Below are 14,688 nucleotides of genomic sequence, written 5' to 3' on the forward strand. Positions count from 1 at the left end.
ATCAGCCAGGTGGACTTCCGCATCGCCAATCCCGACGGCTCGCAGGCGGACGGCGACTATCCCGTGAATCCCAACGGGGCGCTGGGCGACATCGCGGGATTGACCAACCCGGCGGGGAACGTCCTGGCGGTGATGCCCCACCCCGAGCGGGCGAGCTGGCTCTGGCAGCTCCCGCGTGAGCTGGAGGGATTCTGGGGCGGGCGGCGCCGGGCTTACGACGGCGGCGATTTGAACGAGGCCGGGCCGGGGCGGAAGCTCTTCCTCTCCCTGGCCGCCCATCTGGGGGTGAGGGCCTGATGGCGGAGCTCGACCTGTTGGTCCGGCTGAAGGTGCCGGACACGGTGGCCGCCTCGGCCCGCTTCGCCCTGGTCGAGCTTCTGGGGCACGCGAACCTCGTCGGGCTGAACCGCGAGGAGCTCTGGCGCTTCACGGGGACCTTCGATCCCGACCGGCTGCTCCCGGAGCTTCTGCGGCGGACCAGCCGCTTCGTCAACCCCTCGAAGCACGCCCACCGTCGGGCGGTCTCGCTCGACGGGCTCACCCCTTGCGGGGACGGAGCGGGCGTTCCGGTCGGCGTCCGGGTCACGAAGCGCGACGATTTCACCGGGCGCGACGCCCTCGCCTATTGCCGGAACACCCTCGGACTGACCGAGATCGAAGGCGCGCGCTACTCGACCCTGTGGACGCTTTGGATAGAAGGCGGCGACCCGGCGGGTGCCGCCCGGGCGATGGCCGACTGCGCGGCCCGCACACCGGGCCTTTTGGCCAATCCGCACTGCGAGACATTCGAACTTTTAAGCTATAACGTGAGACCGATGCAAAATACAAATCCAGCGCAATTATGATGGTTCTCAGGCTTGTTAGTATCCACGCATAATCTCCGTAGGGGCGGGGCTCTGTCCCCGCCCGCGGGCGACCGCAGAGGGTCGCCCCTACGAAGACCCCTATGCAACAGTCTAAGGGTATAAAAGCCGCTATGTTTGGTTCTAACATTACAACGAAAAGGTGAACAAAGGAGGATGTTATGTCTTCGCAACCATGCAATGCCCTTTATAACGGTGTAAAAGTTGCTTGTTTTCCCAAGGGTATAAACAGGTGCAAAGTCGAGATACCTTCCGATATATGGGTCAAGGATGGTATCGAAAAGGGATTATTGACAATTAACGGTAAGGTGGTACTTCCAGGTAACGCTACTTTTCAAACAACAATTGGGCCTTCTCAGCAAAAGAAATCGTATATGGTTGTCAAGGTAACGCTATAACTTCTCTGCATTACTTCAAAGAGAGCAGGAGCCGTTAGTCTGTTGACCATTCACCGACGCGACTACTACGAGGTGCTCGAGGTGCCCCACGACGCCGACGCGGCGGCCGTTAAAAAGGCCTACCGCAAGAAGGCGCTCGAGTTCCACCCCGACCGCAACCCCGACGCCCCGGAGGCCGAGGAGCGTTTCAAGGAGGCCTCGGAGGCCTACCAGGTGCTCTCGGACCCGCAGAAGCGCGCGGTTTACGACCGCTACGGCCACGAGGGCCTCGCCGGGCGCGGCTACCACGGCTTCGACGACGTCGGCGACATCTTCGACCTCTTCGGCGATCTCTTCGGGGGGCTGTTCGGCGGCGGCGTCCGGCGCGGGGCGCCGCACGTGCGCCGGGGCGACGACCTGCGCGCCGACGTCACCGTCACCTACGCCGAAGCGCTCACCGGGGTGACGAAGGGGATTAAAATCGCGCGGGTGGAGCTCTGCTCCCGCTGCCGGGGGACCGGGGCCGAACCGGGGCATCCGCCGAAGGCCTGCCCGGCGTGCGGGGGGCGGGGGAGGGTCGTGCGCCAGACCGGCTTCATGCGCCTGGAGACGCCCTGCTCCAACTGCCGGGGGACCGGCCAGGTCATCGAGGAGCACTGCGGCCTCTGCGGCGGGTCGGGGTACACCCGAACCTCCCCGCACCTCGAGGTGGAGATTCCCGCCGGGATTGACGACGGTCAGCGCATCCGCCTCTCCGGCGAGGGCAACGACGGCTCGGCCCCCGGATTCCGGGGCGACCTCTACATCGTCTGCGACCTCGAGCCCCACCCGGTTTTCCGTCGCAACGGCCGGGACCTGCTCGTGGACCTGGCGCTCACCTACCCCCAGCTCGCCCTGGGGGCCAAGGTCGAGGTGCCGACCCTCGGGGAGCCGGAGAATCTGGATGTTCCGGCGGGGACTCAAGCCGGCGCGGTCTTCACCATCCGCAAGGCCGGGTTCCCCCAGATCGGGCGCGGGCGCCGCGGCGACCTCCGGGTGACCGTCACCGTCGCCGTGCCCAAACGGCTCAGCCGGGAGCAGAAAAAGCTGCTGCGCGAGCTCCAGGATACGCTGGACAAGGAACAAGGGGTTTAACCGAGCGAAGCGAGTAACGCCCCAGCGAAACCCCTTGCCTCCATCCGCGGGAGGACCGCATGACCCAGGATTCAGGCACGCACGACGCCAACTTCCTCGGGCTGGTGTACAGCCTCTACCAGTCGGCGATGATTCAGATGGGCAAGCTGGCCCACCCGGAGACGGGCGGGGTGGAGCGCGACCTCCCGGCCGCCCGCGTCTCCATTGACCTCTTGGAGACCCTCGCCCACAAGACCCGGGGCAACCTTTCCGAGAGCGAGGACAAGCTCCTGAAGAACATGCTCACCGATCTCCGCCTGAACTACGTGGGCGAGGCGGAGAAGGACGACAAACCGATGGAACCCGCGGCGGAGGAACCGGCGGCAGATGAAGACGGGCAGTCCACCGAGGGAAAGGGTTAGCACCCCCCCGGAGGTCCAGGAGACGGCGGGGCCGGGTTGGGGGTTCATCGGGCGCATCGGCCGGAAAGCCCTGGCCTGGGCTCTGGACGGAGCCGCGCTGAACTCCACCGTCACCTCGGTCGAGCTCGCGGACTACCTGGACCGGTGCGCTTCGGCGGGCATCCGGGCGGTGTGCGTCCTGCCCCGCCACCTGGCCGAGGCGCGCGCCAGGATTGACGACCGCGGATTCCCGCTCTACCTCTGCGGGGTGGTGGATTTCCCCCTCGGCGTCCGGCCCGCGCCCGAGAAGGAGGCCGAGGCCGGACGGCTCATCGCCGCGGGGGCCGACGAGCTGGACGCCGTGATGAACCTGGATCTCCTGCGCGCCGGGCGGTGCGGGGAGGTTCTGGAGGATCTGCGGCGGCTCAGGGCGGTGGCCGGCCCGAGGGTTTTGAAAATCATCATCGAAACGCCGCTTTTGACCAATGACCAGAAGGCCCAGGCGGCGGAGCTGTGCATCGAGGCCGACGTGGACTGCGTGAAGACCTCCACCGGTTGCCACGGGCCCACGAAAACCGCCGACGTGCGGCTGGTCCGGGAGGTCGTCGGCTCGGAGCTGGACATCAAAGCCGCGGGCGGCATTCGGACCCTGGACGACACGGCGCGCTTCTTCGAGGCCGGGGCGAACCGCATCGGCGCTTCCACGGCCCCCGACATCATGGCCGAGTTCGACCGCACACGGGAACGAGAATCGGATGGACTCGACATTTAACGGAACCGAACCATGCCGCCCAGACCCCTGAACAAGACCGCCCTGCGGCGCCTCTTGGAGATTGACCGGCTGGTGCGCTCGGGGAGCGGCCCGACCACCGAGGGCCTCGCCGAGCACTTCGAGGTGACCGAGCGGACCATCTACCGGGACCTGGCCTACCTGCGCGACCAGCTCAACGCGCCGCTGGCCTACGCCCGCGGCGACGACTACAAGAGCGGCTACCGGTACACCGATCCGGCGTACGTGCTGCCGGCCAACTTCCTGCGCCGCGCCGAGGTGACCGGAGCCCTGCTGGCGGGGAAGCTGGTCGCCCAGTCCCCCGGCCAGCCGCGAGGCGCCGCCTTCGCCGGTCTCGTCGAGCGACTGAAGGACCTGCTGGACGCCCGGGAGCTCTCGGTCATCGAGAGCGAGGTGTCCGCGTTCGATTACGCCGCGCGCCGCGTCTGGCGCGTGGACCCGCGCATCGTCGAGGCCGCCGGGGCGGCTCTGCGCCGGAGAAGGAGAATCCAGGCCGACCTCTTCGTCCCCGGCGCGGACGAGAACCCCGACGTCGGCGAAAACTGGCGACGCTTCGCCTTCGAGATTTTCCGTATCTGCAACCTGGACGGCGCCTGGTATATCTTGGGGCGCGACGTGGACTCCAGCGAGCGGACGGCGGTCCCCCTGGCGCGGCTCAAGGGGTTCCGCGAGCTGTCCGAGCGCTACTCGGTGCCGGCCGATTTCAGCCTCGCCGACGCCCTGGCCGATGCCTTCGGCTTCCGGCTGGACTCGCCGGGGTACCGGGTTCAGCTTCTATTCCACGGCCGGGCGGCCCACCTGGTGGCCGAACGCGAGTGGCACCCCAGCCAGCGGATGGCCTTCCAGCCCGACGGATCCCTGCGGCTCACCCTGCGCACCGCGAACCTCGGCGAGTTGGCCCGGTGGCTGGCCGGTTTTCCGGGGGAGGTCCGCGTCGAGGCTCCCGAGGAGCTGCGCCGTCTGGTCGTCGGCAACGCCCGGAGGCTCCTGGAGGACAACGAACCCGAACCATGACGCGATTCCTGCCCGCTATTCTGATTTTATTGACCACGGCGCACGCCGCCCTGGAAATCCGCGAAGTGCCTCCGCTGGTCAAGAGCGATCGGACCCTGGAAGCCGAGCTCGAGCGTGGTTGCTGGGAGCTCATCTACGCGCTGGAGGGCGGGGGGAGCGCCGCGGAGGTCTCCGCGCGCCTGTCCCACCTCACCGACTCCTACCCCGAGCGGCTGCGCAGCGGCAGCTACGCCTACCAGCTCGCGGTGGGGCGCCTGGCCTTCGCCACGGGCGACCTGGACCGGGCGCGGGAGGCGATGAAGCGGGCGACGGAGGCTAACCCGGCGGCGGCCGAGCCCCGGGCCTGGATCGCCGCCGTAGATCTCAAGCTCGGGCGGGTCGAGGCGGCGCTCGCCGCGGCCCACGAAGCCCTCGAGTTGGACCCCCTCCAGCCGGTGGCCCGCGAGGTGGCCCAGGGCGCGCTGGCCCTCTTGTCCAACTCCTCGGGCACCTTCTCATCGGAGGACCCCGAGGCGGTGGAGGAGGTTCTGGCCGGGGATAGCTCCTTCTCCCGGGGGGATTACGTGGAGGCGGCGCAGGCTTATGAACGCGCCCTCGAGCTCGACCCCGACTTCGTCGAGGCCCGGGTTTACATGGGCGACTGCCGCTACCAGACCGGCGACTACGCCGGGGCCCTGGTCGAGTACCGGCGGGCGGTGGAGATGGACCCGGATTTCGCCCCGGCCTGGAACTTCATGGGAGACGCCCTCGCAGTCCTGGGCCGCAACGCCGAGGCGGTGGAGGCCTACCGGAAAGCGCTGGAGCTGAATCCGGACTACGCCGGCCCGCGCACCAAGCTGCGCCAGTTGGGCGAGGAACCCTGATCAACCCTGCACACCGACGGGGAGGCCCTCGATGCTCAAGAACTTCGCACAGATAAACGACCGGGTGAAGGGGGCGGCCCGCCGCCGGCTGGCCGTGATCGGAGCGGCCCACCCCCACACGCTCCAGGCTGTGTCCCAGGCGTATGGGGCCGGGCTGGTGGACGCCCTCCTCTTCGGCCCGGCGGGGGAGATTGAGGCCGCGGCCCGCAAGGCGGAGGTGGACCTCTCCCACTTCGAGGTGCGCGACGTAACCGGCGACGAGGAGATAGCCGCCGCCGCCGTGGCCGCCGTCCGCTCGGGAGATGCCGGGATGCTCATGAAGGGCAGCGTCGCAACCGGCATCGCCCTCAGGGCCGTCCTCGACAAGGAAAAGGGGCTCCGCTCCGGCAAGCTGTTGTCCCATATCGCCTGCCTGGAGGTACCGGGGTTCGACCGGCTCCTGTGGGTCACCGACGGCGGGATGAACATCCGGCCGGACCAGCCGACCAAGGCCGAGATTCTTTCCAACGCGGTGAACACCCTGCGGCGCCTGGGCTACGAACGGCCCAACGTGGCGGTGCTGGCCGCCGTGGAGGAGGTCAACCCGGACATGCCGGAGACGCTGGACGCCGCGGCGCTGGCGCAGATGGGCGAACGGGGGCAGTTCGGCGCCTGCGAGGTGGACGGCCCCCTGGCCCTGGACCTGGCCGTGGACGCCGAGGCGGCCCGCATCAAGGGCGTGAAGAGCCCCGTGGCCGGGAAGGCGGATATCCTCCTGGTCCCCGACATCCACACGGGCAACATCTTCGCCAAGGGCCTGATTTACCTCGGCGGGGCCAAGGTGGGGGGGATGGTCGCCGGGGCGACGGCGCCCATCGTCCTTCTCTCCCGGGCCGACACAACCGAGACCAAGCTCAACTCCATCGCCCTGTGCACCGCCGCGGCGGGGTAGGAGGTTCAAGTGGGCTGGGCCGATTGGCTCTTCGCCGTCGTCATGGCCGGGATGCTCCTGCGCGGGCTTCTCGTGGGCCTCGTAAGCGAGGCCCTGGGGCTGGTGAGCGTCATCCTGGCCTACATGCTCGCCGCCGTCCTCTACACGCCCCTGGGGCGGCTCTTCGCCGTGGACGTGGCCGGATTCGACGTGAGCGGGCCCATCGCCTTCATCGTGATTTTCATCGCGGTGCTGGTCGGGCTGCACTTTCTCGAAAAATTCCTGACGACGCTCATAGACGCCACCCTCGCCGGCTGGCTGAACCACCTCGGGGGCGCGGTGCTGGGCCTCGTGAAGGGCGTGCTCATCTGCGCCGCCGTGGTGCTCTTCGTCCACCGCCTGCCCTCGGGACCCGAGACGCGACGGGAGCTCTCCGAGGGGCCGATTTCACGGCCGGTGTCCGCCTTCGCCAAGCCCCTGGCCTACCTCGTCGAGGCGCTGGCCCCGGCGGTGGAGGACGACGCCTGGTGGCGGCCCGGGCTCGAAGAAACGCTGGGGATCCACGACGGCGAGTGGGAACTCTTGGAGGGAGACGATAATGGGTAGATGGCTCGTTCCGGCCGCGCTGGTCGGGTTCCTGTTTTTCGCTGGGTGCGCCGGGGAGGAGCCGGAAATCCCCCTCGCCGATTCCCTGGAGGCCATGTTCCCCCTGGCCGAGGAGCTGCTGGCCGCGGCGGACAAGATCGAGGAGGAGGGCTTCGAGACCACGGCCTGGCTCGTCCGGGTGGAGGACGTACCCGCCACCCACGAGCTGGCCCGGCAGGCCAAGGCGGCGCTACGTGACGCGGTCACCGCCTTCGGCTCCTACGCCGTGGGCAAGCTGCCCAACGACTACGTGACCGCCATGGATTACTACCACAAGTTCGAAGAGGTGATGGACCGGATGCTCCTCGAGGTGATGTCGGAAGATGAGCCGAAATAGGAAAAAAGGACCGACCTACGCGGTCTTCGGGCTGAAAGTCCCCCGCCGGGCGGCGCACTGGGCGACCGCCGGGCTGTTTGTCGTCGTCGCGGTCCTGGGCGTCGCCTGGGTCTCGGGCGACTTCGAGGACCCGCGGGCCACCTCCGACACCCTGGAGGGGATAGGCGTCCGGGTCATCGAGGCCTCGGAGGGTGTCGTCAAGGGGAGTGAACCCTTCGACGTAAAGCCCTGGCTGGAAGAGGTGGACGGGGTTCAGAGCTTTTTGAACCAGGCCGGTTTCTCCAAGGACGAGCTGCGGGCGACCATCCACGGTCTGGGGCGCTTTTCCGAGACCCGGCACCGGCGCGACCTGGAGCTGGCCCTGGACCACTACGGGCGCTTCCACCGGCACCTGGAGAGCTTGAGGGGGATGTGACCGGGGTGGGACTCTCGCTCGATACGGATTGCGATGATGTAGGGGCGGGTGTCCACACCCGCCCGTTTTACAAGGAAGCCCTCCCCCCACGTCGCGATGACGTAGGGCGGCCCCTACATACCCCGTAGCAGCTCCCGGGCCCGCTCTACTCGAACTGCGCCTTAATTTCCCCCCAGGACATTTCCCGCACGTCGGAGTGGGCGGCCAGGTAGCAGGCGGCGTTGGCCATGATTAAGAAGCCGTCCCCGGTCCAGTCGCTCGGATTATTACACAAGTAATCCAAACCGACAACGGTGTTACCGGCGTTTATAGCGATGCCGGGGTAGAGGGTGAAATCGGCGATTTCACGGGCCCCGGGCCGGAGCTCCAGCAGGATATGGCGAGACACATCGCTTAAATGGGATACTCCCTCAAAAATGGGGTGCTCGGGTTCAAGAATGTTTAAATCTTGTTCATCGAGGATTAACCAGTCACCGCTTATAGGTCCGTATGGCGCGTACTCATCCTCCAGCCAGCGACCGCCGATACCCCAACCCCCGGGGTCGTAAAAGAGCATCCCAAAGATACATACCACACAGCCGCCGCCGTCCACATAGTCGGCCAGGTTATCGCCGAACTCATCCGGCTCCTCTGGATATGTCCCTCCTACGAAGAGCGCATCGAAGTTGCGCATCAACTCAAGAGACGGCGTGAAATCCATGATATCAATAAAGTAAACATCATCGAAGCGCGGGTCGTTTCTCACGTACTCAACCACTTCCGACCAGTATTGGTAAAAGTCCCCCACCATGAACGCCGCGTCCAGGCCGGCGAGAGCGACCAGCGGCAGCACGAGCATCAAAATGACGGTTTTCATGGCCTCTCCATTTCACTAAAGCACCCAGCGCGGGATGGTATGGATATCCTCCTCGAAAAGCTCCTCCCAGGTGCCCCAGTCGTTTATGAGCATCTCCAGGAGCATGTCGGCGCACACGGCCTCGTGCAGTTCCTGCGGCCAGAGGCTGCGCTTTAGCCAGTCCCAGTGACAATGGTCTGTCGGGTCACCGGGCCAGTATCCCCAATCGGTCGGGCCCTGGGGATGGGGGAAGTTGTTGAAGACGTCGGCGTATTCAGGCGGCATGTGGTCTTCAAATGTGATTAAGCCTTGCTCGGTCCTGTGCCACCAGTCCTCGGGCTGCTGTATGACGTTGGTCGTCTTGGCCCAGGCGATGTTAGGGGGCGTTGGGTATGGTATGGTGATGAGGACGGGGTTCAAGGAAATTATTACGTTGTAAACGTACTGGATGAGCGGGTCGAGGCCGGTCAGAAGGATGGGCTCCGTAACGCCTTGTTTGCCCAGCCAGTCGTTCTTGTCCCATTGATAATATTCAGGGCGGTAGGTGGTGTGCGTTCCCGGCGGGCCCCCGGTTATCTTCCTAAGTACATAACGCCAGAACCGCTCAATGTTTTCTAACCCGATCAGCCTCTATATTACGGTGCAGTGGATGGTGTCGGGTGGTGTACCCTGAAACAGGTCATTGTTGATCCGGACCTTTGGCCGGATACGGTATTCTGCAGGTCGGAGAACCTCTTCCGGGCTCATAACCTCTCCTTCCCTACTACCCCTACTACACTAAGTATATGCTTTTTTTCCTCCGTGTCAAGCCGACGCGGAAGCGGTGGTTATCGACCCAACCACGGGTCGTCCCCTACATCCGCCGCAGCAGCTCCCGGGCTTGCTCCCGGAGCGGTCGGAGCGCCCCGGCCTCCTTGGGGCCTCCCGGCGCGAGGGCCAGCACCTCCTCGAAACGCGACCGCGCGCCCTCCGCGTCGCCGAGCGCGAGGAGCGTCCGCCCCAGGCCCAGGACCGCCGGCGCGAATCCCGCCCGGTCGGCGAGCACCGCCTCGTAATCGGCCCGCGCGCCGTAGAGGTCGCCCCCCGCCAGCTTCAAATCCCCCCGTCGGGTCATGAGAACCGGGTCGAACCCCAGGCGCTCGAGGCCGCGGTCCAGATAGCCCGCGCCGTCCAGGGGCCGTCCCTGGGCCGCGGCGGATTCGGACGCCCCCAGGTAGGCGTCCCGCCAGTCCGGCGCGACACGCATCGCCCAGAGGTAGGCTTCTTCCGCTTCGGGATACCGGCCCAACGCCGTGTAAACGGTGCCCAGGTCCATCGGCAATTTCGGGGAATCCTCGCCCAGCTCCTCCGCCCGGAGGTACTTTTCCAGGGCCTCGTCGAGCCGACCCAGGCGGTGCAGCGTCACACCCCAGTCCAGATAGAGCGACGGGGGCGTTTCGGCGAAGGCCGTCTCGGCCCGCCCGAAGTAATCCGCTGCCTCGGCGTACCGCTCCGCTCCCAGGAGCCGCGAGGCCATGTTGTAGTAAGCCACCCCCCGGTCGGAGAGCTTCTCGATGTTCCCGTCGGGTATGTTCGTCCCCACGGCCAGGACGGCGAGTACGCCCGCCGAGAGGCCGAGGGTGCGCCACTTTTTCTCCCGCACGAATTCGACGAGCCGCCAGACGGCGATGCCGGCGAAGGCGCACACGAGCGGCACGACGGGGAAGCGGTAGCGCCCGGTGATGAAAAAGAGCACCACCGCCGCCGCGTAGAAAAGCGCGACCAGGTAGACCGGCGCCAGCTCACGCCGCCGGGGCCAGGCCAATCCGAGCCCCAGAAGGGCCAGGGGCATCACCACCGCCAGCGTCGGCCAGGGCAGCCCCAGCCAGGGGACGACCTCGGTGTAGTGGCCGTAGGATTCGAGCTGGGGCCACTCGTAGCCGTGGACGAAGTACCACGCCTTGCGAAGGAGGTTTACGGCGAACTCGCCCGGGTGGTCGCTGATGTACCGCAGGGCCTGCCTGAGCCAGTACCGGTTGGCCTCGGCCAGGGTCACGTAGTGGCCGGTGACCCGGCTCAGGAAGAGCCTGCCCGTGGCCTCGTACACCTCGCCGGTTTTGTATTGGACGGGCGGGCTGAACAGTCCCTCCCCCCCCGGATGGTTACCTATCTGCAGGTTGATTCCCAGGTTGGCCGTGGTGAGGATGAACTCGCCGGACTGGGCCGCGTTGTAAACCGTCACGGGCAGGATGGGCAGGAGGACGCAGCCGGCCAGAATGCCCGCCCGTCCGAGCGCCTTGCGCCAACTCTCTTTTCGCAGGACGACGATGAGCCAGACCAGGAGCGCCGGGACCACCGCCAGGATGGTGCCCCAGGCCAGCCCGCCCAGACCGAGGCAGACTCCGGCACCGACCAGGCTCCGCGTCCGCCGGTCCTTCGCGAAGCGCACGAGCTCGAGCGTCCCCAGGGTGAGGACGAAGGCGGCGATGTTCGTCACCAAGAGCATCCCGTCGTGGAAGAGCGCCGGCCCGAGGACCGCCAGCAGCCCCCCGCCGATTAATCCCGCCCAGCGCTTCCCCGTGGCCTCGAAGGCCAGCCGGTAAACGAACAGCGCCGTCAGCGCCCCGAGGACCATCTGGACGACGCGGGCCCACAGAAGCGGCTCCAGCCCCACCAGCCTGAACACCGCCAGGAAGAGCGGGTACAACGGCGTCATAAAGAAGCCCTCGGGCGACTCGAAGGTGCCGGCGGCGATGGCCTCCGCCTGGGCGTAGTAGGTGTGGCTGTCGTTGGTCAGGAGGTCCCAGTAGAGGGTTCCGGAGAGGGAGCCGAGGAAGACGAGGCGGACGGCGAGCGCCACGGCGAAGAGCACGAGCCCGACCCAGCGCTTGTCGTCGCGCAGCCACTTCATCACGCTGTCGAGGAGTTTTTGCATCGGGTCAATCGGGGAGTACGCTAATCCCCGTCCTCCCCGGACCGGCGCAGGATCGCCAGGGCGCCCAGGAGGCAAACGACGCCCGTGAGGCACACCCCGAGGTCGGTGAGGGTGAACCAGGTCGAGAACTTTCCCCAATCCAGGAGCGACCAGCTCGTCTTGACCCCGACCGCGGCCAGGGCGTAGACGACGGTTTTGAGACCCGTCGTCCGCGCGCGCCTCAAGGGGAGAAAAACCAGGAGGAGCACGCCCGCGGCGAGGAAGTCCAGAAGGGTGTACAGGAGCCCGCCGACGGAGGCCTCCGCCGACCAGCCGGCCTGCAGGAGCAGGCTCGAGCGCCGGACTAGGAGGGCCGCCGCGGCCACCAGCCCGCCGTAAACGACGAAAATTTCCATCCGGGGGGTGAGTTTCATCGGATAAGCCCGCCTGGAACGGACAAAACTATACCACCCCGGGGGGCAATAAAAAACCCCGCCCATTTCGGACGGGGTGCCGCCGGGGTGCCGTGCGGATTTGGGGGTGCGGAACACCGGCGGGCTTAACCCATTACTCCCCTATAAGGGGCTGATTTTACCGGCTCCGGGCGGAGGGAATTACCCGTGCGGACGTCCGCGACGGGTTCCCAGCCGGAGTCGGCGCGATGATTACATTTTACCATTCGGGGGCCGACGGTTGAACCATCCAAGCCGTCGCTTTGGACCCTAGCGGAACGCGGCGTTCGGTCTTTGAGAAAGGTGGTGACCTCGACCAGGATCGCGTTCGGCATAGTAGTCCTCCGGTCGTTTTAAAAAGCAACAAGCGTGCCATGGGAACGGATGGGCCCCGGAGCGGTTTTCTCCGCATTAAAACAGCGGAAACGCCGTTTCAGGCCCAGATTGACCCGCTCATTATGGTTCGGGAGGCGGGACATCCGCGGCACATTGCGAAGAGGGCGGTAATCCGCCCTCCGATGTCGTCCATCCGGTTTTGAATCAGCGCGGAAGCTCAATCCCCTCCACCTCGCCCCCGGTTTTCTCCCTGAGCCTCTCCCCTATCCGGTCGACACTTTCCCGGAGCGGCTCCAGGGCCGCCGGGTCGTTGACCTCGATCACCAGGGTCCGGCCGCGGAGCCCCTTGACGCGGGTCCGCCGGGCGAGGGACGCCCCGACGATCTCCTCCCACACAAGGCGCAGCCGACCCAGACGCACCGCTTCCCTCAGCCGTCTGGAGCCCAGGCTTCCCCCGACCAGATCGCCGATGCGCCTCGGCTCACCCATCACGGCTCTCCGGCGGAGTCGGCGCTGTAGATGTGCGGCTTGCCGCGCCGGATGGCGATGGAGACGGCGAGGGCCGAGCCCCCGAAGAGTAGAATCACGCCCACGGCGAACATGATCCAGGCCCCCAGGGTCATGTGCTGGGTCCGGTCAATGGCCGCCAACCCTTCTTCGACGGCCTCCCGGAGGCGGGGCGAGAGGTTTTGCCGGGCGAGGTTTTCCAGGAACGCCCGCCCCTCGTCGTAGCCGATGGGGGCCAGGCTGAAGGACGAGCGGCGGTTCCACTTCGCCGGTGGACCGGATTCCAGGAGCTTGGGCTCGTCGCTCATGTACCCGTCCTTAAAAAATACCGACGGCAGGATTTTACCAGAGGGGGCGCCGAGGTTCAACGCGGCGGAGGGGGTACACCGGTCCGGGTTTCGCGGACCTCCCGGATGTAGGGCGGGGATTTTATTCCCCGCCGCATTTATTTGCAGAAAATATCCTCCCTGGGATTGACGCCTCCCTTTTTATGTGCTAGTTTAACTGGTGCAATGGATAAGTCCTACTCAAGAGAAATGCGAAAGGCACTGTTACTCGGAGGGGTAGTCCTCCTCTTCGCCGCCCTGACCGCCTGTTCGGACGGGCTGTCCACGGGGGCTGACGACCCCCTGGCGGACAGGGCTGATTACTACGTTTACGGCACCGTCTACATCCCTCCCACATCTCCACATACCGCCACTGTAGGACTGCGGCACGTCTACACTGAACCGGGCGGCACCTACCTCAAAGAAACAACCGCGGGACAAAATGGCTATTACCAGATTTACTTGGGTGACTTGAGCTACTGCTGGCTTGCTTGCGACGCCTGGTATGAGGAGGATGACACGAGGTGGCAGGGTACGAGCAGCGATTTTTACTGGGACGGTGATCTCTACCCCGATTATCACCAGAACATCATCATGTACGAACAATGAGTAACCCCCGAAGGGTTGCTCAATCTTTTTGAGGAGGAAGCGGGATGAAAACCCTTGTATTCTTCACCGTCCTGGTCGCCACGATTGCCTTGGCGGGCGGGACCGTATCCGTCGGACCGGAGCCGCCTTCGGAGTACAACGCACATTGGCGGCTTATGGCGAACCCAGGTGTTATATGCGTCCGCGACGGCCTGTACGTTTACGGCTGCAACGACGCGGCCGGCCTGATATACATGGGCCAGCCCATCAACCTCGGCGGCTATGACGGCGTCAGCATAAGCATATCTTTTAGCTACTCCCTGGAAACCGCCGACGACGGGGATTACCTCGTGGTCTACCTCGCCGACGAAGGGGCTTGGAATTGGTTCTGCGAATTCAGGGGCAACACCGACGGCCTGACCGACTACACCACCACCCTCGACGACTACTACGGCTGCAGAGACCTGGGAATCAGCATCCTGTGGGTTTCCGATGAGACGGGGGTGGCCGGTGGAATCTGCCTGAATGGCATAAGTATCGCCGGCATCAATTGGGGGGAGGGCGAGTACACCAACCTTTTCACCTGGGACGCGACCAACGACGTGACCGACCACCAGTCCGTCTACCTGCCCTGGGAATTGTCGGAAGGCGTCATGAACTGCCTGTCCTTCAAGTACGTCACCGACCTGGACACCCAGGGGTGGTGGGCGGTTGACAACGTGGAGGTTACGGCCGACGGGGAGAGCGTCCTACCCCTGCAGGGCGGCGGTTATGGCGTGGAGGGCTTCGAAAGCGGCGGCTGGCACCAGGACCAGCACGGCATGAACGGTGAGTGGGAGACGGGCACCGACCACGCCACCGGCGACATGTCCGGAGACAACTGGCAGTGCGACTCCGCCGCCCGCCCCTGGCGGTACGAGGCCGAGACCTTCTCGCCCTTTGTTACGGTTGGCAGAGCCAGAACGGTCGGTGTAGATTTCGACACCTGGTTTCACCCGGTGGGGGCCGGCGAATCCGCCTCGT

18 protein-coding genes and 1 pseudogene are annotated in these 14,688 nt (G+C 65.8%); 13 read left to right on the top strand and 6 right to left on the bottom strand.

Features of this window, described 5'->3' with window-relative positions:
* From NTW26_02635 to NTW26_02685, 11 genes and pseudogenes are all read left to right on the top strand, one after another.
* Nucleotides 1-174, top strand: a pseudogene (locus tag NTW26_02635) (phosphoribosylformylglycinamidine synthase subunit PurQ).
* Between the two features lie 122 nt (nucleotides 175-296).
* Entirely contained in the window at nucleotides 297-845 is a 549-nt protein-coding gene (locus NTW26_02640) for a hypothetical protein (protein ID MCX7021170.1), read from the top strand.
* Nucleotides 846-1,303: 458 nt separating this feature from the next.
* Nucleotides 1,304-2,374 carry a molecular chaperone DnaJ gene (gene dnaJ, locus NTW26_02645; protein ID MCX7021171.1) on the top strand — a complete coding sequence of 357 codons (1,071 nt, stop codon included), beginning with the start codon at nucleotides 1,304-1,306 and terminating at the stop codon, nucleotides 2,372-2,374.
* A gap of 59 nt (nucleotides 2,375-2,433) precedes the next feature.
* Nucleotides 2,434-2,775: a DUF1844 domain-containing protein gene (locus NTW26_02650; protein ID MCX7021172.1), complete on the top strand. Its 342-nt coding sequence runs from the start codon at nucleotides 2,434-2,436 to the stop codon at nucleotides 2,773-2,775.
* On the top strand, nucleotides 2,741-3,526 hold the full coding sequence (gene deoC / locus NTW26_02655) for a deoxyribose-phosphate aldolase (GenBank protein ID MCX7021173.1): 786 nt from the start codon (nucleotides 2,741-2,743) through the stop codon (nucleotides 3,524-3,526). The genes NTW26_02650 and deoC overlap by 35 nt, the downstream gene beginning before the upstream one ends.
* Nucleotides 3,527-3,538: 12 nt before the next feature.
* The gene (locus NTW26_02660; GenBank protein MCX7021174.1) at nucleotides 3,539-4,558 is read left to right on the top strand and encodes a WYL domain-containing protein; all 1,020 of its coding nucleotides are present in this window, start codon (nucleotides 3,539-3,541) and stop codon (nucleotides 4,556-4,558) included.
* The gene (locus NTW26_02665; GenBank protein MCX7021175.1) at nucleotides 4,555-5,421 is read left to right on the top strand and encodes a tetratricopeptide repeat protein; all 867 of its coding nucleotides are present in this window, start codon (nucleotides 4,555-4,557) and stop codon (nucleotides 5,419-5,421) included. Before NTW26_02660 ends, NTW26_02665 begins: the two co-directional genes overlap by 4 nt.
* 31 nt (nucleotides 5,422-5,452) lie before the next feature.
* Nucleotides 5,453-6,352, top strand: a complete 900-nt coding sequence (locus NTW26_02670) for a bifunctional enoyl-CoA hydratase/phosphate acetyltransferase (protein MCX7021176.1) — start codon at nucleotides 5,453-5,455, stop codon at nucleotides 6,350-6,352.
* A gap of 9 nt (nucleotides 6,353-6,361) precedes the next feature.
* Complete coding sequence (locus NTW26_02675; GenBank protein MCX7021177.1) at nucleotides 6,362-6,937, top strand: CvpA family protein; 576 nt, start codon at nucleotides 6,362-6,364, stop codon at nucleotides 6,935-6,937.
* Nucleotides 6,930-7,313, top strand: coding sequence for a hypothetical protein (locus NTW26_02680; protein ID MCX7021178.1), 384 nt, complete (start codon nucleotides 6,930-6,932; stop codon nucleotides 7,311-7,313). The genes NTW26_02675 and NTW26_02680 overlap by 8 nt, the downstream gene beginning before the upstream one ends.
* Nucleotides 7,300-7,728, top strand: a complete 429-nt coding sequence (locus NTW26_02685; GenBank protein MCX7021179.1) for a hypothetical protein — start codon at nucleotides 7,300-7,302, stop codon at nucleotides 7,726-7,728. Before NTW26_02680 ends, NTW26_02685 begins: the two co-directional genes overlap by 14 nt.
* Before the next feature lie 145 nt (nucleotides 7,729-7,873).
* Here the strand turns inward: NTW26_02685 and NTW26_02690 are convergent, their stop codons facing one another.
* The 6 genes from NTW26_02690 to NTW26_02715 form a co-directional block, all read right to left on the bottom strand.
* The gene (locus tag NTW26_02690; GenBank protein ID MCX7021180.1) at nucleotides 7,874-8,584 is read right to left on the bottom strand and encodes a hypothetical protein; all 711 of its coding nucleotides are present in this window, start codon (nucleotides 8,582-8,584) and stop codon (nucleotides 7,874-7,876) included.
* Between the two features lie 15 nt (nucleotides 8,585-8,599).
* A complete protein-coding gene (locus NTW26_02695) occupies nucleotides 8,600-8,983 on the bottom strand; it encodes a hypothetical protein (GenBank protein ID MCX7021181.1) in 384 nt (127 codons plus the stop codon).
* Between the two features lie 433 nt (nucleotides 8,984-9,416).
* Nucleotides 9,417-11,477, bottom strand: coding sequence for a tetratricopeptide repeat protein (locus NTW26_02700; protein ID MCX7021182.1), 2,061 nt, complete (start codon nucleotides 11,475-11,477; stop codon nucleotides 9,417-9,419).
* A gap of 20 nt (nucleotides 11,478-11,497) precedes the next feature.
* Nucleotides 11,498-11,890: a hypothetical protein gene (locus tag NTW26_02705; GenBank protein ID MCX7021183.1), complete on the bottom strand. Its 393-nt coding sequence runs from the start codon at nucleotides 11,888-11,890 to the stop codon at nucleotides 11,498-11,500.
* A gap of 558 nt (nucleotides 11,891-12,448) precedes the next feature.
* Nucleotides 12,449-12,733 carry a DUF721 domain-containing protein gene (locus NTW26_02710; GenBank protein MCX7021184.1) on the bottom strand — a complete coding sequence of 95 codons (285 nt, stop codon included), beginning with the start codon at nucleotides 12,731-12,733 and terminating at the stop codon, nucleotides 12,449-12,451.
* Nucleotides 12,733-13,059, bottom strand: coding sequence for a MetS family NSS transporter small subunit (locus NTW26_02715; protein MCX7021185.1), 327 nt, complete (start codon nucleotides 13,057-13,059; stop codon nucleotides 12,733-12,735). The genes NTW26_02710 and NTW26_02715 overlap by 1 nt, the downstream gene beginning before the upstream one ends.
* A 228-nt stretch (nucleotides 13,060-13,287) precedes the next feature.
* Here NTW26_02715 and NTW26_02720 point away from each other — a divergent pair, with 228 nt between their 5' ends.
* Nucleotides 13,288-13,686: a hypothetical protein gene (locus NTW26_02720; protein MCX7021186.1), complete on the top strand. Its 399-nt coding sequence runs from the start codon at nucleotides 13,288-13,290 to the stop codon at nucleotides 13,684-13,686.
* A gap of 44 nt (nucleotides 13,687-13,730) precedes the next feature.
* Nucleotides 13,731-14,688: hypothetical protein (locus NTW26_02725; GenBank protein ID MCX7021187.1), on the top strand; the 958-nt coding region annotated here is incomplete at its 3' end.

The sequence above is a fragment of the bacterium genome, assembly GCA_026398675.1.
Lineage (GTDB): Bacteria > RBG-13-66-14 > RBG-13-66-14 > RBG-13-66-14 > RBG-13-66-14 > RBG-13-66-14.